This is a genomic window from Niastella sp. sgz303648 (assembly GCF_059587045.1).
In genome coordinates this window covers 167,032-189,164 of sequence record NZ_JCAPSW010000011.1, presented here as the reverse complement: position 1 = coordinate 189,164, position 22,133 = coordinate 167,032, and the positions used below count along the sequence as shown (strand labels likewise).

The 22,133-nt window shown below is 38.0% G+C and carries 19 protein-coding genes; 7 read left to right on the top strand and 12 right to left on the bottom strand.

What is annotated here, in order from left to right; all coding sequences use genetic code 11:
• Positions 1 to 4 precede the first annotated feature (4 nt).
• The 8 genes from AC59IL_RS27745 to AC59IL_RS27710 form a co-directional block, all read right to left on the bottom strand.
• Positions 5 to 1,282 (bottom strand): efflux RND transporter permease subunit, encoded by a 1,278-nt coding sequence (locus AC59IL_RS27745; protein ID WP_496555483.1) that lies wholly within the window; start codon positions 1,280 to 1,282, stop codon positions 5 to 7.
• A 56-nt stretch (positions 1,283 to 1,338) separates the two neighbouring features.
• Positions 1,339 to 1,644 (bottom strand): ArsR/SmtB family transcription factor, encoded by a 306-nt coding sequence (locus AC59IL_RS27740; protein WP_496555482.1) that lies wholly within the window; start codon positions 1,642 to 1,644, stop codon positions 1,339 to 1,341.
• Between the two features lie 161 nt (positions 1,645 to 1,805).
• Complete coding sequence (locus AC59IL_RS27735; RefSeq protein ID WP_496555481.1) at positions 1,806 to 2,297, bottom strand: hypothetical protein; 492 nt, start codon at positions 2,295 to 2,297, stop codon at positions 1,806 to 1,808.
• The gene (locus AC59IL_RS27730) at positions 2,254 to 3,198 is read right to left on the bottom strand and encodes an alpha/beta fold hydrolase (protein WP_496555480.1); all 945 of its coding nucleotides are present in this window, start codon (positions 3,196 to 3,198) and stop codon (positions 2,254 to 2,256) included. The genes AC59IL_RS27735 and AC59IL_RS27730 overlap by 44 nt, the downstream gene beginning before the upstream one ends.
• 183 nt (positions 3,199 to 3,381) lie before the next feature.
• On the bottom strand, positions 3,382 to 3,801 hold the full coding sequence (locus AC59IL_RS27725) for an AAA family ATPase (RefSeq protein WP_496555479.1): 420 nt from the start codon (positions 3,799 to 3,801) through the stop codon (positions 3,382 to 3,384).
• Positions 3,802 to 3,857: 56 nt separating this feature from the next.
• A complete protein-coding gene (locus AC59IL_RS27720) occupies positions 3,858 to 4,253 on the bottom strand; it encodes a hypothetical protein (protein WP_496555478.1) in 396 nt (131 codons plus the stop codon).
• Positions 4,254 to 4,394: 141 nt separating this feature from the next.
• Positions 4,395 to 4,850: an HYC_CC_PP family protein gene (locus tag AC59IL_RS27715; protein ID WP_496555547.1), complete on the bottom strand. Its 456-nt coding sequence runs from the start codon at positions 4,848 to 4,850 to the stop codon at positions 4,395 to 4,397.
• Between the two features lie 95 nt (positions 4,851 to 4,945).
• Complete coding sequence (locus tag AC59IL_RS27710; protein ID WP_496555477.1) at positions 4,946 to 6,193, bottom strand: type II restriction enzyme NmeDI-related protein; 1,248 nt, start codon at positions 6,191 to 6,193, stop codon at positions 4,946 to 4,948.
• Between the two features lie 378 nt (positions 6,194 to 6,571).
• On the opposite strand from AC59IL_RS27710, the gene AC59IL_RS27705 reads away from it, so the two are divergent.
• The 3 genes from AC59IL_RS27705 to AC59IL_RS27695 all read left to right on the top strand — a co-directional run bounded on the left by AC59IL_RS27705 (position 6,572) and on the right by AC59IL_RS27695 (position 10,287).
• Positions 6,572 to 6,964, top strand: coding sequence for a c-type cytochrome (locus AC59IL_RS27705; RefSeq protein WP_496555476.1), 393 nt, complete (start codon positions 6,572 to 6,574; stop codon positions 6,962 to 6,964).
• 10 nt (positions 6,965 to 6,974) lie between these two features.
• The gene (locus tag AC59IL_RS27700) at positions 6,975 to 8,309 is read left to right on the top strand and encodes a cbb3-type cytochrome c oxidase subunit I (RefSeq protein ID WP_496555475.1); all 1,335 of its coding nucleotides are present in this window, start codon (positions 6,975 to 6,977) and stop codon (positions 8,307 to 8,309) included.
• Between the two features lie 409 nt (positions 8,310 to 8,718).
• Positions 8,719 to 10,287: an ATP-binding protein gene (locus tag AC59IL_RS27695; protein ID WP_496555474.1), complete on the top strand. Its 1,569-nt coding sequence runs from the start codon at positions 8,719 to 8,721 to the stop codon at positions 10,285 to 10,287.
• Between the two features lie 502 nt (positions 10,288 to 10,789).
• Here AC59IL_RS27695 and AC59IL_RS27690 read toward each other — a convergent pair.
• A complete protein-coding gene (locus AC59IL_RS27690) occupies positions 10,790 to 10,924 on the bottom strand; it encodes a hypothetical protein (RefSeq protein WP_496555473.1) in 135 nt (44 codons plus the stop codon).
• Positions 10,925 to 11,843: 919 nt separating this feature from the next.
• Between AC59IL_RS27690 and AC59IL_RS27685 the strand changes: the two genes are divergently transcribed.
• From AC59IL_RS27685 to AC59IL_RS27675, 3 genes are all read left to right on the top strand, one after another.
• On the top strand, positions 11,844 to 14,366 hold the full coding sequence (locus tag AC59IL_RS27685) for an ATP-binding protein (protein WP_496555472.1): 2,523 nt from the start codon (positions 11,844 to 11,846) through the stop codon (positions 14,364 to 14,366).
• The gene (locus tag AC59IL_RS27680) at positions 14,353 to 14,745 is read left to right on the top strand and encodes a response regulator (protein ID WP_496555471.1); all 393 of its coding nucleotides are present in this window, start codon (positions 14,353 to 14,355) and stop codon (positions 14,743 to 14,745) included. Before AC59IL_RS27685 ends, AC59IL_RS27680 begins: the two co-directional genes overlap by 14 nt.
• Positions 14,746 to 15,057: 312 nt before the next feature.
• Positions 15,058 to 15,468, top strand: a complete 411-nt coding sequence (locus AC59IL_RS27675) for a response regulator (RefSeq protein ID WP_496555470.1) — start codon at positions 15,058 to 15,060, stop codon at positions 15,466 to 15,468.
• A gap of 565 nt (positions 15,469 to 16,033) precedes the next feature.
• Here AC59IL_RS27675 and AC59IL_RS27670 read toward each other — a convergent pair.
• The 3 genes from AC59IL_RS27670 to AC59IL_RS27660 form a co-directional block, all read right to left on the bottom strand.
• On the bottom strand, positions 16,034 to 17,071 hold the full coding sequence (locus AC59IL_RS27670) for a response regulator (protein WP_496555469.1): 1,038 nt from the start codon (positions 17,069 to 17,071) through the stop codon (positions 16,034 to 16,036).
• Between the two features lie 510 nt (positions 17,072 to 17,581).
• Positions 17,582 to 18,250 (bottom strand): BON domain-containing protein, encoded by a 669-nt coding sequence (locus tag AC59IL_RS27665; protein WP_496555468.1) that lies wholly within the window; start codon positions 18,248 to 18,250, stop codon positions 17,582 to 17,584.
• Between the two features lie 210 nt (positions 18,251 to 18,460).
• Complete coding sequence (locus AC59IL_RS27660) at positions 18,461 to 20,221, bottom strand: adenosylcobalamin-dependent ribonucleoside-diphosphate reductase (protein WP_496555467.1); 1,761 nt, start codon at positions 20,219 to 20,221, stop codon at positions 18,461 to 18,463.
• Positions 20,222 to 20,492: 271 nt separating this feature from the next.
• Between AC59IL_RS27660 and groL the strand changes: the two genes are divergently transcribed.
• Positions 20,493 to 22,115, top strand: a complete 1,623-nt coding sequence (gene groL / locus AC59IL_RS27655; protein WP_496555466.1) for a chaperonin GroEL — start codon at positions 20,493 to 20,495, stop codon at positions 22,113 to 22,115.
• Positions 22,116 to 22,133 lie beyond the last annotated feature (18 nt).

Genomic DNA, 22,133 nt, shown 5'->3' with positions numbered 1-22,133 from the left:
CCCATTATTTTTTTTGAGTTTTGAGAACCCGGTTTGTCAGCGACCGGTAAGCATTTTCAGCCATTACAATGCCAGGGTCTACCACATCACCTATTGCTAATGCAATACCTCCGAGAGATAAGATATTTGCCGAAACCCCAAATAATTTCATTAACATAAATCCTATGAGTACAGAGAGAAGAATACAGAAAATAGCAACCAAACCGCTGCGAATGCTGAAAAGAAAAAGTATGACCACTATACAAACGATCAATACTTCCTGCCATAAAGCTACTTTCAATGTATCAATGGCTGCTGATATAAGGTCGCTTCTGTCATATGCTGCTTTGAATTTTACTCCCTGTGGCAATCCTTTTTCAATGTCTTTCATTTTTGCCTTTACCCTTTCAATTACATCTTTGGCATTTTCGCCAAAACGCATCACTACAATGCCTCCCACTACTTCTCCCTCTCCGTTTTCTTCTACTATACCTAAACGTAAATCAGAACCCATCTGAACTTCTGAAATATCGCTCAATGTGATGGGAATGGATTTATATGTTCCGATTGGAATTTCTTTTATGTCCTGAAGGCTGGTAATGTATCCCAAACTGCGAATAAGATACCCTGTAGCATTCATTTCATATAAACTGCCACCTACATCCCGGTTATTGGCTGCAACGGCACGGGTAACATCCATTAGGGGCACACCATAATACACCAGTTTGTGTGGATCAATCGTAACCTGGTAGCCTTTTTGGAATCCTCCAAAAGAAGCCACTTCGCTCACGCCTTCTACATTCTGAAGGGCAAATTTTACATACCAGTCCTGAAGGGCCCGAAGTTCACCAAGGTTATAATCCTTTGCATCGAGGGTGTACCAAAAAATGTGTCCCAGCCCTGTTCCATCCGGTCCCAGGCTGGGCGTTACACCCTGCGGTAAAAATTTCTGTGCATAATTAAGCCGCTCCATTACTCTTGTTCTTGCCCAATACACATCCACATCATCCCTGAATACCACGAAAATGAAGCTCATGCCAAACATCGATGCGGCGCGGATAGATTTGATACGTGGAATACCCTGCAGGTTAGATACAAGGGGATAGGTTATCTGATCTTCTATAATTTTTGGATTACGCCCCATGTATTCGGTAAAAATGATCACCTGGTTTTCAGAAAGATCAGGTAAGGCGTCCACAGGTGTTTCCCTGATTGCATAAAAACCGCCAATGGCGATCAGGATAATCCCTATCCACACAAAAAAGCGGTTATGAATTGACCAGGAAATAATTTTTTCAATCATAAAAAATCATTTAACCTCAGTTAACCCGAAACATGGTCAAATCCAACCTGATAAAATCAGCAAAAACATCCTGACAATGATTCTATGTTCTTCTTTTCCATGCACAGGCAGTAATAAATTTTTTGCCCTTCCTGTAAACGTCTTACAATACCTGCATTTTTAAGGATATTCAGATGACGGGATACCACCGGCTGTTGCAGTTGTAGCTTTTCGTAAATTGTTTTAACAGTGAGTTTTTCACCTTTTGTTTTACACAACAATTTCATTATGGCCAATCTGTGTGGGTGAGCCGCGGCTTTCAATATTTCAGCCAGATTTTGCATTTCGTTACTATCATTCGTCCTGTTGGCAATTTTCGCCATAGCATCCGTTTACCATTAAGTTCCATTAAATATCATAGAAAAATACTGATGGAGGTTGATGCTTCAACTGATTTTTGTCATATCGTTATCTGACTATACAGATATCTATATAACTCACAATGCCTGAGAATCATTAACCGCTTTAAGAATTAAGTTGGTTATCATTGAACTTCCTTCAGATCAAGCGTTTTCTTTGCATTATTCAGCATGTTGTTCAAACACCACCTGCAGTACCAATCACCCAAAAGAAAACATAGTATTTTATTAAGCACTCCCTCTGGCCGTTTATAACTAATGGATAAACAAGCGATAGTTTCATCCAAAGCCGGTTCAATATTTAAATTCATCTGAAACCATGAATAAAGGATTATACTGGCAGCACCAATGGTTTCCCATGTCTTTTCTTTGCCCCTGATCCACTTCGTTACTTCTACAGTAAAATCCAGTTTCCACCACAATACTTTCCCAGTCCAGTGATATCTTGTATGCAGACCTGTTTTATGTGTAGTCAAAAATTCCAATTCCATTTTTCCACCCATCATAGGCATTGATGATTCTGTCATGTGCATTCCGGTTACTCCTAAATCGTCAATACAATCAAAGACTGCTTCAGGGGATGCTTTGAAAGACATCATTTTTTGAATTGTTTTCATTTATTTCAATTATCCAGTTAACAATTAGATCACTTGCCTGATCAGGATTAGATAACATCCAAAACGCACCTCCGCTTACTTCCTGCAACTTTTTGTGCTTAACATTTAGCCGTGAAAAAAGGTTTCTAAAATAGGAAGGCATCAGCCCTCTGGTCGCGAGAATAAAAAATGTAGGAATAGTAAGCCTATCAATTGTGGCAGGTGGTTTTGTATTAACCAACGACATAACAGCTTTCAGAGGATAACTTTTGTCAAAGTCAGGATCATTATCATAAGCATGAACTATTCTTTGTTCTATTGCCTTGTTATTTTGATCGGTATCAATTAGTTCATGCCATGCCAAATAAGCCCTGATTGGAATGGGTAATGAAGGAAAAATATTTACCAGCCTCTTGAAAATGGGCAGCAATATAGTTCTTCGCATACCTGCTTTTCCATCTTCTTTCATTGCTTTATGGAACGCTGGTTCAGTTAAAATAGCAGGAGAATTTTCGCAGATAACACTTTTAACTTTTATACCTTGAATACACAAATAAAAAATAACAAGTCCGCCTAATCCTTCTCCATATAAGTGCAAATTATCTCCATACCTGGCTTTTAAATGATTCACGGCATCGGTATGCCTTACCATAAGTTCAGTTATGGTAAAACCTCCATGCCGAGTCATTACAAAAGCATTTAATCTCTTTTTATAAATTAAATATGCAAGCTCTGCAAACACAAAAGAATGCCCACCGGAACCAGGAGAAATCAGAATGCAAGGGGAAGTTGTATCATGCAAAAAACTTAGTAGTTCATACTGTTTTCCGGATGAATAAAAGGTTTCCCTGCTCATTGCATTCGCAATTTCCTGTGAATTGGTAATGACCGGATACCGCATCCAATAGTCAGGTTCTTTCATATTTATTTCATTTAGTGTTACCATTCAACGCTCCTTCTGGTGCATTAGTAAAATGCTATCTATGTGTACTTAAAGGTTTTTCAGGATAAATTCTACACGTTGTTCAGGAGGAAGTATGGGAACATGAACAATTGGAAAATGAAGGGAACTATACACTTCAGTAAGTAATTCATGAATCTTTTTTTATGCCGCTTCATCTTCCGTACGGGCATAATGTTTAACGAATGGAAGACAATCAAGAATAAAGATCTTCTTATACGAAACTGTACTAATTGCTTTCAATAACTTTTCATCTTCAGGAAGATTCAGAAAATGGTAGTATGCAAGTGCATCAGGAATTGCTCTGTCGAGAAACAGAAGATCATTGGGCGAAATTGATTTTTCCTGCTCAATCTGCATATCCAAAACGCCGGATTGAAATTCTTTCTGATGTTTTCTGACTTCTTCTACAGTTTGCCCGTTAATCAATTGAGTATCGAGATAATGCCTGGCATGTTCAATAGTTGTTTTATATCCTCTTGCCTTCAATAAATTGACGGTTGTGGTTTTACCGGCCCCCGGCCCGCCTGTAATGACGTACCAGTTTGTTTCTTTTCCTGACATTTTCCTTATGTTAAAAATATTTAGCCCCATTGCCAGATGCAACAGGGCTTATTTTTTTATGAATGCTGCTTTAAAAGCCAGTTCACTTTATATATTTTGTGGAAATCATCATAATTGGTCAATTCTTTATCTTCTTTAAAGGTTGCATCCAGTGCATCATGAAACGGATGATTATTGGGAAATGCCTTTTTCAGATTTTCCTTTGTAAGCGGTTGCAGTACATTGGAAGAACTGGTAGTAAAAAAATATTTGGGTGCATATTTTTCTGCTTCTTTAGGGGAATGTGCCCGGTGTACATACTTATAAATAATAATGGATTCACCCGCATTAATGACGGTGTATCCTTTTTCTTTAGTAGCTATTTTCGAAGTCACTTTTTCCTTTTGTGCTATCGAATGTTGTGTAACCAGCAGGCTACCTGCCAGTATCAGTAAAAAATATATCTTTTTCATTATTTAAATATTTTAATTGTGATGTTTTTGCCCTTTTAATATATCGAAATCAGGCAACCATTTTTCTTTGATTTGAAAAAAAGCATTTACAGGATAATATTATCCAGTCAGCATTTCATAGTAATAAAATGTCTCCCAAAATCAAATTCTGAAAGTTCTGTTGAGGAGAAAAATGGGTAGCGAAGTACTTCGTGGGGCACAATAAATGAATATTGCACTACCTAAACAGGGCCGGAAGAATAAGTCATAGGAATTCGGAAAATTCGCTTCAGTAGAGTAAATAACCTGATTATAAATGAGTGCAGCTTGGCCTGGTCGGTGATTGTCTGATTTCTGGTATTGCAGTTTATCTTTACAGCATTGCTTTGGCGTACTCAAAGGGTTACACTTGCAACCTTTCAGCTTATCAAAGCTCAGCAATGATATATTTGCCAGGCTTCCGTGACAATAATGATAATTAACAGCCACTCCAACCGCACTGCTTGAATAAATAGTAAGAAGAAATATGGCGAATAATTTGTTCACTGTGACAGTTTTAGGCTTACATAAAGCTATTTTAGCCGGCAACAGAAAAAGATGACTACCATTAGAAGTCATTATGACTTTAATCATACCTGGAAGGGAACAAATGACCGGAAAGTAGCTTGTGGCCTGAAGTATGCAGCTATCTACATTGCTTTATTTTAAACGCATTATGCTGTTTTTGCGATTTTCTCCATTATCATGTGACTATCTCCAAATTTGCACAGTGCATCGCAATGCTGTTTCAGATCAGAAAATAAAATGTATTTGATGGGAACACTATTACTCTTAATGGCTGGCCTCGTCAATTGAAGTTTGACATCTTTTTCCCGGCTACCCGGCACAATAAGGTAAAGTACTTCATCACCATCGGCTATAGTATAAGACAAATCCGTAAGGCGAAGAATACCTGAATAGATACTGGTACTTTTTTCTACTTCAAAAGCTGCTATTACGTTATTTGTTCCCTTCTGAAACCATAATACATCAATCAACTGAATCGTATTTAATACGTCCTTTTCACAGTTAACCGATGGAAAAGAAGGCAAACTGATGAAAGTGAAGCTTTGCCCATTACAGCTTTTAGACCTGTCATTGGAAGCTGCAATTACATCATAACCCAAAGCATGGCCAATTTTCAGTAAATGGTATTGCATTTCTGTATGTAAATCTTCTTCATCCTTTTCATTCTGAACTTCCTTGTGTCGTTTCTCCATTGCCTTTTCTAATTTTCTTCTTTCATCTTCAGAGAGGTATTCATCAGATCCCAATATCAATTTTTGTGAACCAATTTCAAACAACAAACCCGCAATAGCTCCCAAATCTGATGAAAGTTCCGAACGGTATTGATTGTTCGTATCAATTAATACTTCTCTTAATTTTAAATATTCGCACCAGCTACCTAATTTTTTTTTGTCTTTAAACAAAAAATTGAAGCCATTGATGATTGCCGTGTTAAAGGGTGGAATAATAGTTGGGTGCAGGAAATAAAGGATACTGGCTACCGCCGGACCAAGTCCTTTTATTTTATAACTATCCAGTCTGATTATTTCCCTAATAATCTGATCTTCTGTTTTTGCATTCAGGCAGTTTTCCAGGAATTGACCGAAAGCCTGTTTATTAGCGTCATTTTCATAAATATCCGGGATACGCAATTTCGGTTTCCAGTAAAAGGGATGGGCGGCTCCTTCAAACACCTGCTTTTGCTCTGTGATGCAGGAAAGGACAAATTCAAGAGAAGACCCTTTAAAATCATTCGGAAACCGCTTGCATTTTATGTCGTCTATTACCTGCATAACGCCTCTGCGAATAGAGCGAAACGCTTTAAGTCGATCATCGTTATTAATAAACCAGGTATTATACACTGATTCGTTGTCGGATTTGTATTGCTGAATGAGGGGTTGAAAATTGGTATTCATATTTTTGAAGGGATTGTATAACCGCTGCACAAATAAACAAAAAAGAGGCGGTTTTTAAAACCGGAAAATATCCCAACTTAATAGGACATAACAGGTAAGGGCCAATGTCAATCTATACCACGTAGCTAAGCATGACTCTCCCTTGCTCCGGAGCACTCTTTTAAATGATTGTCATCAATATTTTTAACAATGTTATTGAAACAGATATTGATGAATACCTTATCAGTTTATATACCTGCCAGATATTTTCTTTAGAGGCAATTGCTAAGTCTACTAAATAAATGGACAATGATCAAAATCAGTACCATACATACTTGTTCTCATTACCCATAATCGCATATGAGTATAGCTTCGGGCTCTTAAAGATCAAAATACTGTATGGTCAAACGTGTTCTTGCTTTATTAATACTCACTTATTTTATTTATTCTTTTCTTGTTTATTTCTACAGCAACCAATCAGAAATAAGGCCTCCGGCCGATGCATTAAAGGGTTTGGCAGTATGGCAATCTAATAACTGCCAGGAATGTCATCAATTATATGGATTGGGTGGATACATGGGGCCCGATCTTACCAATTTGATGTCTGATCCGGCTAAAAGGTCGATGTATGCTTATGCATTTATTAAAAATGGCACACAGAAAATGCCTAATCTCGGATTATCAGACAGCGACATTTCGTATATAATTGCCTTTTTAAAATGGGTTGATCAAAGTGGGAATACTAGGGTTCCCTTAGATAAAGTTACAGTCGTTGGAAACTATAAACTATAGAAAACTTAATATGGCTCTTAAATACAGGATTTTAACCGGTTTTGCTTTGACCTTGTTGTTTGTTTGCCTTCTTTTTGGTGTTATTTCAATGCTTTCATTCTGGGCCCCCGATACAGTGGGTCGTAGTTTACCCTTTCAGCAAGTGAGACCCATTCACGTTTCCGGCGGCTTATTCTGGATCATTACGGCTGCGGCTACCGGAATATATTATTACAAATCGAACTACTTTGCCAGCCAACAGAAAAATAATAAGCTGTTCTCCGGTTTCATAGTAATATGGATGATTACCATTGTAGCTATTTTCATTTCCTATTCGTTAAAAGAATTTGGTGGTCGTGAATACTGGGAGTTCCCCCCTATACTGAATATATTTTTATTGATCGCCTGGTTATTGTTAATAGCTGCTTTTTTTGGGGGCAGCCGTTTAACCGGACGGCAAACACCTGTTTACGTCTGGATGTGGTCGACGGGCATACTGTTTTTTCTTTTCACTTTCATTGAACAAAACCTATGGCATATACCCTGGTTCAGAGAATCGTTCACCAAAGAGATGACCGTACAATGGAAGTCGAACGGATCGATGGTAGGCGCCTGGAATCAGATGGTGTATGGAACAGCTATTTTTCTCATGGCGAAAATCAGTGCTAATGAAAAGATCGCTTACTCAGGGAAGGCTTATGCTTCTTATTTCCTGGGGCTCGCCAACCTTATCTTTAATTGGGGGCATCATATATACAATGTTCCTACGGCATCATGGGTGAGGGATATCGCTTATGGTATCAGCATGACAGAATGGGTGCTGGTGATCAGTATTCTCCGGAGCTTCCGCAAAAAACTGGAAGAGCACCTTAGGTTCCACCATCTCGCCACTTACAGGTTTTTATTAGCTTCTGAATGCTGGGTATTTCTAAACCTGGTGCTGGCTTTACTGATGTCAATTCCTGCCATTAACAGATATACCCATGGCACCCATGTCACCGTAGCGCATGCCATGGGAACGACCATTGGAATCAATACGATGATACTGCTGGCCAGTTTCAGTTATATGACCGGTTTATCTTTCAGGGATGATCAGCACAAGTACAATTGGTTCAATGCCGGGTACTGGATTTCGCAAGCCAGTCTGCTCATTTTCTGGGCATCACTCATTATCGCCGGATTGATTAAAGGTTTTAAAACGGCTTCTTCGGTTAAAACCTCTTTCGCCGAAATCATGGTGCCGGTTTACCCGATATTACGTGTGTTTATGTATTCAGGGTTTATATTGGCTGCTTCATTGGGTGAGATCGTGTTGATCATGTTTCTGCAAGTATGCAAGAGGCGCAAACAGGATTCGGGTATTTAACAAAACGAAAAAATATGTAAAGCACTAAAAGGAGCCGGATAGGTTTTGGCAAAACCCAGGTTGTTGGCATCGCTGGTGCTGAGGCCACTGAGTACGCCAACATAATTCTTAGTCCTAATATTTTCGAAAGTTTTCAGGCTTTAATTTTCAAAACAAATAAGGATGGAATAACCTTCAAGAGTAGGGTATAACGGTGTAGAAACATCGAAATATTGATCAAAATTATTTTGACTTTTTGATAATTATCAAATACCAATACCATTCTTTAATAATTTAAGAAAAGCAGCAAACCTGGCTAAAATAACAATAAATGGAAATACTTGGCTGAAAACAAGTGTTTTATATAACATGATGAAAATCATGTTATATAAACATATTTGGTTAAACAAAGATACGTTTTAGGCCAATTATGCAACATAATATCCCAACCAAATATCCTGACAGAGATTTGCGGAAAATTGAAGAAAGCATTCCTGCGGTTTTATTTCAATTTGCATACAACCCTCTATTTGAAATAAAATTCCAGTATGTAAGTGCCGGTATACAGCAACTACTGGAATTACCTTCGGAATGTTTATTAAAAGATGCGTCTCCATTTTTAACCCTACTGCGGCCTGGCAAATTGAAATTCTTTTGGCATACCCTGCAGTATTCTTTAGTTGATCAAACTGCCTGGTACTGGGAAGATTGTCTGGAGTTACCATCAGGAAAATATAAATGGATCTGTGGTCATGCAAAACCCTGGGTTGAAAACGGTGTAATGGTATTTCATGGTATGTTCATGGATATCACCGGGCATAAGGAAAATGAGGAAACCATAAAGAAGATCGCTATGGAAGAGGCCACCCAGGTTAAAACCCAATTCCTCTCTATTATGAGCCATGAGCTAAAAACTCCACTAAATGCGGTTATTGGGTTTGCTCACCTGTTGTTACAGAGCAATCCACGTCCTAACCAGCAGAAACATCTCAAAACTTTAGAGTATTCGGCTCAAAATCTTTTGACCCTTATTAATGATATAGTTGACTTCAGAAAAATAGAGGAAGGCAAAATAGCACTTGAAGAAGTTGAATTTAATATTAAGGACCTGTTAAAAAGTTTAACAGGGGCTTTTCTGCAAAAAGCAAACGAGAAAGGGATTCAACTAAAATTAGCAATAGATAATGATATTCCTGACTTTATAAAGGGTGATGCAGTACGTCTCGGCCAAATAATAACCAATCTGGTTAATAATGGTGTAAAGTTCACTTCGCGTGGTGAAGTGGTTATTTCGGTAAAACTTAACAAAAGGGAGAATAATACAACTATTCTTGATTTTGAAGTATCCGATACAGGTATTGGCATTCCAAAAGAAAAACAGCAATTAATTTTTGAGAGTTTTACCCAAGTCAGTTCTAATACGAACAGAAAATATGGTGGTGCCGGTTTGGGGTTAACCATTACAAAACGACTGATCGAATTACATGGAAGTACAATCTATTTGAAAAGTGAGGATGGAAAAGGGGCTGTTTTCTATTTTACACTATCGTTCAAAAATGGTTCAGAAAAAAAGGTAGATGAAATAAATCAATATCCTTATTCGGAGCAAGAAAGTTTAAGCGGCTTGAAAGCATTAATCGTTGATGATAATATATTCAACGTGGTATTAGTAAAAGAAATATTATCGCAATGGAAAGTAATTTGTGACGAAGCCGAAGATGGCGTTTCTGCCTTAGAAATGATTATGAATAATAACTATGATTTTGTATTAATGGATTTGGAGATGCCGAATATGGATGGATATTCAGCCACTGCTGAAACAAGAAAACTGGAAGGCAAAAGATTTAAACACCTTCCCATCATTGCTCTCACAGCATCAACTACAAAAGATATTAAAAACAAAGCCTTTGAAGCAGGAGTGAATGATTATTTGGATAAACCTTTTAATCAAGCTGAGTTATTTAAGAAAATTTCAGCCATTACCGGAAATAATAGGTGATAATTAGCTATGATAATGCCAATATAAACGCCTAAATATTATTTGCCGATTTGACGAACTCGTTAGCATCGGGTTATATACTCAACTCAACATATCAAACTGTTTTAAAAGTGTTTGCCATCATAGATATTTCCTAAACCTTAAACGCAAAAGAGTGGCATAAGACATTTGCAGCAGCTTTCGTTTCAGGCATAGCGCAGTGTTTCTTCCAACTTTTTGAATGCGGCCCAGAAGCACCGCTTCGGGATAACCATTAGCCGTTTGTAGTATCATATTTAACTGTTTTCCGGTACGGCTGTTTAATTGTAGTTTGAGCACGCAATTTCGGATTTTCCTCCATTCCAAGAACAACCTGCCAACTGCTTCAATTAAAGATTTTCTTTTCCTGAGCCAATAAAATGCAAATCAACTGCACCCTTCCCTGCATCTTTTAGTTTCAAATCCAACTATACCGGTTTAGGGTTATTTTTTGGAGAGGCACGTCTGTAAAATGCACTTATGTCTATAAGATGGTATGTAAGTAACCCGGAGCCGGATCGTCGCTTAATTTTGCATTGGTGGCATCACCGTATGCATCTCCCACATTGCTCATCTGGAATATAGCCGAAAAGCGGGTATCATTATAAGTGATCCCCATTCTATTTATGTAGTTTGCAGCCGCTTCAACGCGCTTACCTTTATATTCGTCACTTGCATAAGGGGTTTCACAAAAGCGAAAGAAAAAATCAACGGAACGTTCATTTTTTATCTGCAATGCACTATTCTAAATGGTTAAAGTTTGAAAATAAAAATCCCCCGCACAAAGCGGGGGACGATTTTTTTACATTTAAACCTCTCAACGTGTTTTCAATAGTTCACAGACATTGGATTAATTGATTTTCATAATTTATTTTTGATGTTGTAAAGATAGCAACATGGTGAGCCGAATAACAACTTTTTGATAAGCTATATTACCAACCTCCTTGCTTAACTTAATAGGTTATACCTAAAAACATGTAGCTATAATTGTATTTCATGGAGCATTTACTTGCAAAAATGTTTATTTAATATGTTAGTTAGAGTTATTTAACTATAATAAATATATTCCGCAATCCACTCCTTGCATCTCTCATTGAAATCAATCTATTATTGAAAAGCCATCTATATAATCACCCGCTCATGCAAACGCAAACTCCCTCTATTAATAAGCTACTGAATGCATTTATGGCTGAACTTACGATTAGCAATATCCTGAATCGTTATAGTGGCTTAACAGGTAGTATTCTTGATTCAAATGGATATCTTTTCAATGATTGATACAAATCAATTGATCAATAAACGATAATCAGATTACCCGGCTTTTTATACATACTTTCCATTAATTTCTACTTTTTAAATGTAAATAACCTTGAAGCATAAATGATAATAATGGTATAATTACACAGCATTTATAAAAGCAACGTCTCCAATTACGTACCATATCATATCTATTTACCCTAAACGAATAGTTTTTTAATTGCTTCTAATATTCCGGAGCAAATAACTACACTTAACCCCATTATTTTAATAAGTGTGATATGAAAAACCTAACCTCTAAATTATCAACTCCTGATTTTGGTAAATTATTCCAGTCAGCCCCCAATTTATACCTCGTATTGTCTCCGGAGTTAGAAATAGTTTCTGTTAGCAATGCTTACCTACGGGCCACTATGACACAGCGCGATGTCATTATGGGTAAAGGGATTTTTGAAGTGTTTCCTGATAACCCCGATGATCCTGCCGCTACCGGTGTTGGTAACCTGCGGGCATCTTTAAAAAGGGTACTTCAAAACAAAGCGTCGGATGCTATGGCGGTTCAGAAATATGATATCGCTCGCCCCGATTCGGAAGGAGGCGGTTTTGAAGAACGATACTGGAGCCCGCATAACTCCCCGGTATTGGATGCAAAGGGCGACGTTGAGTATATTATCCATCGTGTAGAAGATGTCACGGAATTTGTTCGTTTGAAAAAGCAGGGAACAGAGCAACACAAGCTCACTGAAGAATTGAAAACAAAGGCTGAACAGATGGAAACTGAGATATTTCTGCGGGCGCAACAGGTACAGGAAACCAATCAAAAGCTACGCGAAGCAGAACGTGTAAAAAATGATTTTTTTGCAAACGTATCTCATGAGTTACGTACCCCTTTGTCATTAATACTTGCTCCACTGGAATCAATTCTTTCCGGCAAATATGGAACGGTATCGCCCTTGCAATTACCCCTATTACATACTATTCACAATAACGCCATCCGGTTGTTGCAAATGGTTACAGGCCTGCTTGATTTTGCAAAATTTGAGGCCGGGAAAATGAAAGCGGACCGGGAGCCTATGCATCTTTCTTCACTCATAACTTCAGTGGTGCATGATTTTGAACCGTTGGCGAAGGAGAAAAATATTACGATCTCCTGTATGATGAATACTACTGAGCAATGGGTAATGATGGATCATTACCTGTTTGAACGAATTTTATTTAACCTCTTATCCAATGCAGTAAAATTCACTCCTTCAGCTGGGCAGGTAATGGTTGATATGAATATCAACAATGACCGGCTTTTATTGTCTGTACAGGATACCGGCATTGGCATTGCCGAAACTGATATACCTCACCTGTTTAAAAAATTTCGCCAGGTAGAAGGTTCGTCCACCCGCCGCTTTGAAGGCACCGGACTGGGGCTTGCAATGGTTAAGGAGTTTGCCGAATTATTAGGCGGTTCGGTTACGGTTGCCAGCAGCCCAGGCGAGGGAAGTACTTTTACCATTGAATGCCTGGCTCCCATTACTGAGGCTGCACCTCAAAAAAAGCATCAACCGGCAAAACCTCCTGCATTCATTCCACAATATTCCATTGCTGGTGTACATGACAGCGAATCTGAAGGCAAAGACGATAGCACCCTTTTAAAAGTGCTGGTATGTGAAGATAATGAGGAACTGGCTGCCTATATTGTTTCCTTACTGAGGGGTATTTGTCAAACCCAAATTGCAAAGAATGGCCTGGAAGGGCTTGGGTATGTAGAAACATGGTCGCCAGACCTGGTGATTTCCGATGTGATGATGCCCCAAAAAGACGGAATAGAGGTCTGCGAGGCTATTAAATCCAATCCTCAAACGGCTACCATTACCGTAGTGTTGCTTACTGCCCTCACACATCGGGAAGCAATGTTGAAAGGTTGGGAAGCAAAAGCAGATGAATATCTTTTTAAGCCTTTTCATCCTGATGAACTGGTCACCCGCGTCCGTTCATTACTATCGAATATAACAGAGCGCAGACGAGCAACTGAATTATTGGAGCAAAAAAACAAGGAACTGGCATATGCTCAGGCAGAAATGGAACAGAAAAAAAGGCTGGAAGAATATAACAGAAAACTGGAAAGTTCTAACAAACAATTGGAGGAGTTTGGTTATCTCTGTTCCCATGACATGAAATCACCCATTTCAAATCTGACTGGTATTATTAATTTAATGGACAGGCAAAAAGCCGTAAAAGAGGAATGCCTGGATTTATTTGTCCTGTTAAAAAAATCAACCTGGCAGATGCAAAAAACAAACAATGCCTTAAACCAGGTAATCGCATTCAGAAAGACACTGGAAATTCCAAAAGAGACATTAAACTTCGGGGAGGTTTTGGAAGAAGTCAAGATTGAGTTACATGAATTAATTAACACTTCGCAAGCAATTATTGAAGCGAACTTTACCGGTTGTCCATATATACGGTTCCCTTTTATTCACCTTAAAAGCATTCTTCAAAACCTGCTCACCAATGCCATTAAGTATAAAAAAGAAGGGCAGCCTCCTGTCATTGATATTCGAACGAGTCAGGAAAATCATTATTCCATTTTAATATTTAGCGACCAGGGATTGGGAATTAATATGAACACTTATAAAGATAAGCTGTTTGGATTATTTCAGCGATTTCATTCACCGCATTACTGTGAAGGCATGGGTATCGGGCTATATATAGTTCATTCAATCGTCAAATCTTACGAAGGAAAAATCATAGTCGAAAGCAAGGTTAACCAGGGAACAACTTTTAAAATCTATTTAGGCCATGCAACCCTTTAACAAAATTTTACTGGTAGATGATGATGAAGCTACCATTTATCTTTCTCAGGTTTTACTAACAGATATACAAGCTGCCAAAGAAATAGCTATAGCGGAAGATGGACTAATGGCCTGTGAGCGGTTGAGCGAAAAATGGTGTCCTGATATCATCTTTCTTGACATCCGCATGCCACGGATGGATGGTTTTGAATTTTTAGACAGCCTGGAGAAAATGAATGTCTGTAAAAAAGTAAAAATAGTAATGCTTAGTAGTTCCAGTAGGATCGAAGATAAGCAAAAAGCATTTGCTTATAAAAAGGTGATAGAATATTTTGAAAAGCCCCTGACAGAGGAAATGGTGAAGCAAGTGGCAAGGAATTATCATATAGGTGAGGCGTAAACAAAAATATAATTAACTCATTAGTTGAGTCAGGACGCTGATGAAACTTGTTCAAGAAATATATCTTGACATAGAACAATTAGGTAATAAAATTTACGCCGACTCTTTCCGTACCCTGTGATAATTTTCTATCCGTACCGGAAAATTACCGGTACTAATCTTAACCCTTTGGTGAGCAAATGGATTTCAAATCTTTCTTGACGGTATTTTACCGTGAAAAATATAGACGTTAGTGAAATCTTTAAAAGTAGTCAGATTGAAAATTATTTTAACAACAGTTCCGTTTTTATAATTTATAATTGAATTATAGTTATGAAAAACACATTAGCTGCTACCATTGCAATTGTAGATGATCATGAGTTAATACGCCAGACATTTAATTTTAGACTTACACTACTTGGATTTAAAGTGGTAATGGAGGCTGAAAATGGCAAAGTATTTCTTGCTAAAATAGCAGCATCTACCCCTCCTGACATTTGCCTGCTGGATATAAATATGCCAGTAATGGATGGATTTGAAACAGCTATACAACTGAAAAAAAACTGGCCCAACATAAAAATTTTGTTCTTTTCAATGCACATTGATCCAGCTTATATTAATAAAACTAAACAAATTGGGGCAGATGGATTTATAGCTAAAGATGCTCCTTCTGATGAAATAGTAAAAATATTATTTAAAGTTGCAAATAAAGGAATGATTACATCAAAGGGAATTCCAGGATAATCATTATATCTATTAAAATAATCCGGAACCCTGTTATAATAAACGGTGGGTGCCCATTGATTATTGGCATTGTTGCTTCTACTGAAATTAAAAACAGCCTCCGTTGCCAGATGCAAAAGGGCTGTTTTTTTATGAATGTTGTTTCAAAAGCCAGTTCACTATATACATTTTATGAAAACCATCATAAGTAATAAGTTCTTTATCTTCTTTAAAGGTAGCATCTAATGCATCGTGAAAAGGATGATTATTGGGGAATGCTTTTTCAGGTTATCTATCGTCAGAGGCTGTAATACATCAGAAGTACTGGTCGTAAAAAATACTTTGGTGCATATTTCTCCGCTTCTTTCGGTGCGTGTGCATGATGTATGTACTTATGGACAATAATGGTTTCGCCGGCATTAATGATGGAATATCCTTTGGCTTTAGTGGCTGATTTTGCATTCAGCCTGCCTTTATCCTGCGCGAAAGAAAGTTGTGTAAAGATTAACAAGCCAGCAGCCAACTAATAAAAAATATATCTTTTTCATTGTTAATTAATTTTAGTTGTGCCGATAAGTGAGTTTTTTCAGTTCACCATGTTTCCCAGTCTTTTCTCGTTCAGGATAGTTATCATTCCGTCTTTAATATCAATTAATTTTTCATTTCTAAACTCATTCAGCGTTCTTATCATTGATTCTGTAGCAGTTCCGGCAATGGCGGCAAGGTTCTGGCGACTTATATCAATACCTGCCTTATAAATTCTATATACACCGATCAACGCATCGGCTACTTTCTTGCGCAGTGAATTATAGGCCATTCCAATCAGCAGTTGTTCTTTTTGATATATATTTTGAGTAAGCATCATTGTAAATTTCTTCACAGCTTCCCGGCTGCAATTCAAGAGCTCCTGAAAATCTTCTTTTGGAATGATCGCCAGTTCAGCCTGTTCAATAGCTTCAGCCATTTCGCGGTAAACCGTGCCTTCCATTAATGGCACATAACCCAAAAAATCGCCTTCGTTATATAAGCCGGTTATCAACTGCTTTCCATCCTGGTTGGTTCTAAATGTTTTCACTTTCCCCTTTTTTATATAAAACAGGCGCAAGGGCCGGTTTCCTTCCGAATAAATGATCTGCTTCTTTTTATAAATATTGATATCCCTGTTTTCAACCAGCAATTGCATTACTTCTCTTTCATTATCGGCCCGCAGGAAGTCTGTTATATCTGTTTCGTCTGCAGAATCGTGTTTTGCCATATCTGCTTTTTTCAACCGGGTATCAATAGCATTCAGCAGTTCCGTTTCTTCAAAAGGTTTGGTTATATAATCGTCGGCGCCCAATTCCATACCCTTCCGCATTTCAGCCCTGTCTGCTTTCGCCGTTAAAAAAATAAATGGAGTATTACGTACAGCTATATTTTTTTTCAACAAATGCAATACCCCATATCCATCTAAAATCGGCATCATAATATCGCAAATGATCAAATCGGGATTTTCTTTAAAAGCAGTTTCAACGCCTGCTTTTCCGTCTCCTGCAGTGAATATTTTGTAATTTGCCAACACTAAGATTTCTGCTATATTTTCCAGCATCTGCATGTTGTCTTCGACAACCAAAATCTTTTTCATGTTTAAGAAGTTTAAGAATGAATAATTGGGTATGCCATAAGGTAAGACTGCATGGCTTCGGGGTAATAACTGAATTTAAACAGGAACGGATCCGGGAAAGATTCAACAAAGTTTATTTTTTACATTTCCTTAAAACATGATTTTTTTCAGGAGCTGATATGATTTTACCCCAAAAATTTAAATAAACAATGATAAGAGTCAATGAAGATGGCAATTGTGGTCATTTTTATAAGGGGCTCATTGCTGTACCTTCATACCAGATTTTAATACATATTAAAGTCGAGACTGGTTGACTATTTCGAAATTGTAAAAAGGTTTTGAAGTAGCATCCGGACGGAATAGCGGGGTTGAAAAATTCCGCTTTTCTTTTTTTTTACAAAATAATACAGGAGGCCCGGCCTTAAACATTAAGGCGGGAATTTCAAATAGAGAAGCCGTGTCACAAAATTATTTGATCTGAGGTAAGAAGTATGATTGTCTTACTTCTTACCTCAGACTTCCGGCTTCAGACTAAAAAGCAAAAGCTTCTTCTTCCATTACGAGGTTGTTTACCACACTGGCTACGCCTGGCGCCGACCAGGCGGCTTTTTCGGCATCTTCGCGTTCGGCAAAAGAGCGTACTGTTCCGTTGAGTGTCACTACTACCCCATCGGTTGTAACAGAAATTTTACCAGAATCTATGGTTGCACTACGTATAAATGCATCTGAAATTTTTTGTTTTATGTTACCGGGTCTTACAACCGGTTTTAATTTTATATAATTGTTTATACTTCGCACACCGGCCAGTTTTTCAACAGCACTTTCGGCTGAATTACGCTGATAATTCCATTCCACCTCCCCGTCGAGCGAAACTATACCATCTTCAACTTTTACTTTAATGGTTTGCTCAGGTATTGTGGTATTCCACTTTAATGCAAATACTACAGCTTCTGCAATTTCGGTATCTGTTTTGCGAAAGCTGGGAGAAACACCTACCTGAATATCTTCTGCAACAGCTTTTACACCGGCTACTTTTTTGGCAGCATCTTCTGCTGTAATTTTTTTTGAATAAGTATCTACTATACCCGAAAGCGTAACTATTCCGTTTTTAACAGCTACACCTATTTCCGCCGCATTTAAATCGGGTTCCCATTTAAGCTGATCAATCACATCGTTCTGAATCTGGATATCGTTTTTCATTGTGTAAATTTTTAAGGTTACAAATAAATTAGAAGCATCTTTTTTGCGAATGTTCTTCAAATGTGGAATTATAACCCAAAGCTTACAATATAGCCATGTAGAATTTATAGGGAGGGAAATATCATAATAATCGAATTTACTTAGTATGTTGAAACAAAAAAATGATCAAAATCAGCACCTGTACTGACTTTCAGAATTATGCCTTATTTACTAAGGGTTACACATTACATTCATTACACCGCATTTCAAAACCTGGTTTCTTTTAGAATTATAGCGGAATATAGTAATACCTTTTAATTTTTGACGCCAGGCTGCTTTATAAATGTGGTCAACGTCCTGTAATGTGGCCTTTTCCGGAAGGTTGATGGTTTTGGAAACAGCATTATCTGTATATTGCTGAAAAGCAACCTGATGCGCCAAATGCCATTCAGGTTTAATTTCAAGAGATGTTTTAAAAATATTTTTTACATCAGGTGATAAGTCTTTCAAATTTTTAGCAACACCTTCATTCATAACCTGTTCAATGATCCTGTCAGTATATAAATCATGTGCTTTTAAATAATTGATAAAGTGATGGTTCATTGAAACCAGGCTTTCCTCATTTAGTATGTGTTCCCTGCGATAAACCAATGCAAATAATGGTTCGATAGAAGAAGACGCATCGGCAATAATGGAAATTGTGCCTGTGGGGGCAATACTTATCAGGGTTGCGTTACGAATAGGTTTGTTTGGATAATAAATACTCCCTTCCCAGTTTTTGAAAACGCCCCGTTGCCTGGCCAGCCCGGCAGATGCTTCAAAACTTTTTTCATGTATAAAGTGTATTAATTTTCCGGCCAGTCTTATGGCTTCTTCCGTATCATAGGGAATTTCCAGCAATGCCAGCATGTCGGCCCAGCCCATTACGCCTAACCCGATCTTCCTGTTGCCCAGTACCATTGATTTTATTTCGGGAACGAAATAGTTATTGACTTCAATTACGTTGTCTAAAAACCGAATGGCAATTTTGATTACTCTTTCCATATCCGTCCAATTAACCTCATTGCCATCTTTTTGCTGTTGTACAAATTTTGGCAAATTAATTGAACCCAAATTACAAGCTTCATAAGGCAGCAATGGTACTTCACCACAGGGATTGGTGCCTTCTATCTGCCCTAAGCCTGGGGTAGGATTACAGGCATTTATAGTATCTAAAAAAATTAGTCCGGGATCTCCGCTGCCCCACGCGTTTTCAACAATAGCATCCCACAATTTCTTTGCAGGCATTACTTCTACCGTATTTTTATTAGCGGGATGCTTTAATTGCCAGTTTTCATCTTTTTCCACTGCTTTCATAAATGCATCAGTAATGCCTATTGAAATATTAAAGTTTCTTAGAACGCCTTCCTGCTGTTTACAATAAATAAATTCTTCAATATCAGGATGGTCGATATTGAGGATACCCATGTTAGCGCCTCTGCGTTTCCCACCCTGTCTGATATGTTCAGTTGCGGCATCAAAAATTTTCATAAATGAAATAGGACCGGAAGCAATGCCGCCTGTTGCCGAAACAAAATCGTTTCGCGGTCGCAGGTGTGAAAAATTAAAGCCCGTTCCTCCCCCGCTTTGTTGTATGAGAGCAGCTTGCTTCAAAGTGGTGAAAATGGCTTCCATCGAGTCCTCTACCGGCAATACAAAGCAGGCACTTAACTGTTTCAGATTTGTACCGGCATTCATCAAAGTAGGTGTATTCGGAAGAAATAAAAGCCGGCTTAATATATCGTAAAAAATATTTTCCCATTTAAATGCATCACCGGTAACATCCCAATATTTTTCTGCCCCTGCCACAGCTTTAGCAACCCTCCTGAACAAACCCGAAGGGGTTTCGGCAAATTCATCTCTATTAGTTTTTCGCAGATAGCGTTGCTGCAGCACTTTAAGTGCATTATCAGAAAGTATAATTGTATCCACTTTTTTATTATCAATTTGCATAGAAATCATTATAAAAACAATGATACCTGTTCATCCTGTATATGATTTTCATTCGTTTCGTGGCCTGTTTTTTTTAAAAAACTACGATATGAATCAAATCCCTTCATATTTTTTCAATATCTATTGTCATATGTTGTATTGATCACAGTCAGTAAAATAGGTTTGTTCATTCGATAACTTACAGGAGGGAGATGTCTGATCATTAAACCGGTTGATATAAAATGGATTAAAGCAGATTTATTTTTTTCAATAAAATTAAAAAAGAATCATTATGGCCAAGCAAATAGATTATGAACTCGATGCCCGTAAAAAATTAAAGAACGGGGTAGACAGGCTGGCAAAAGCCGTAATAATTACATTAGGCCCACGAGGAAAAAATGTGGTTTTTGAGAAAATGGATGGTTCGCCGCAAATGTCGTGCGATGGCGTAACCGTGGCCAAACAAATTGAACTTGAAGACCCCGTTGAAGAAATGGGTGTAAAGATGATACGGGATGCGGCGGTGCGTATTGCCGAAGCAGCTGGTGATGGTACAACCACCGCTACCCTATTGGCACAAACTATGATCGATGCGGGTTTGAAAAAAGTAGAAGCCGGAATTAATGCGATGGATATAAAAAAAGGTATAGATAAGGGGGTGCAACTGGTAAAATCCAAACTAAAAGAAATGGCTATTGCTGTAAGTACCGATAGTGCCCGTATTGAACAGGTGGCTACCATTTCGGCAGGTAATAACACCGAAATAGGAAAACTGATAGCCGATGCCATGCGTAAAGCCGGAAAAGAAGGAGTTATTACCATTGAAGAAGCCAAAGGTTTTGAAACCTATGTTGAAGTGGTGGAAGGAATGCAGTTTGACAGAGGTTATCTATCTCCCTATTTTATTACCAATCCCGAAAAAATGAATGTTGTTTATGAAAATCCATACATTCTTATCTACGATAAAAAAATATCGGGAATGAAAGAGATGTTACCCTTGCTGGATAAAATTTCTCAGGCCAATGAGCCATTGGTGATAATAGCCGAAGACCTGGAAGGAGAAGCATTGGCAGTACTCGTAGTAAACAAGCTCAGGGGAATTATAAAAGTGGCAGCCGTAAAAGCACCAGGGTTTGGTGAACACCGTAAAGAAATGCTGGAAGATATTGCCGTACTTACCGGAGGTACGGTAATAACCGAAGAGAAAGGCATAAAGCTCGAAAATGCCGATATCACACACCTTGGCAGATGCGCTAAAATAATTATAACAAAAGATAAAACTACTATTGTAGGAGGCGCAGGCGACAAAAAAAGTATTAACGCTGCTATTGCTATGATCAAAGAACAGTTAAAAACAACTACATCCGACTATGACAAAGAAAAATTGCATGAAAGGCTGGCAAAATTAGCAGGCGGCGTAGCGATAGTTTTTGTAGGCGCTTCTTCAGAAATTGAACTAAATATAAAAAAAGATATTGTAGATGATGCTTTAAATGCCACCAGGGCAGCTATGGAAGAAGGAATCGTACCAGGCGGCGGAGTAGCTTATTTACGCTGTTTACCCGAATTAGACAAAGCAGACTGTGCTAATGATGATGAAAGAACAGGGTTGGAAATTTTGCGCAAAGCCCTGGAAGAGCCACTGAAAAGAATTTTAATAAATGCAGAAATTGAACCCTCAGAGATCGTTCAGAAAGTGAAGTCGGGAGAAAATGATTATGGTTTTAATGCCAAAACCGAAAAATTTGAACAGTTACTTGAAACAGGTATTATTGATCCGGTAAAGGTAAGCCGCCTTGCTTTGGAATTTGCCGCTTCTGTTGCCGGCATGTTTATCACCACCGAATGTGTGATCGTAAAGAAACCCGAAAAGAAAGAAACAACGGTTATTGCAGCCACTCCCGAAATGTTGTAAAATCAGAGGAATGGTGAA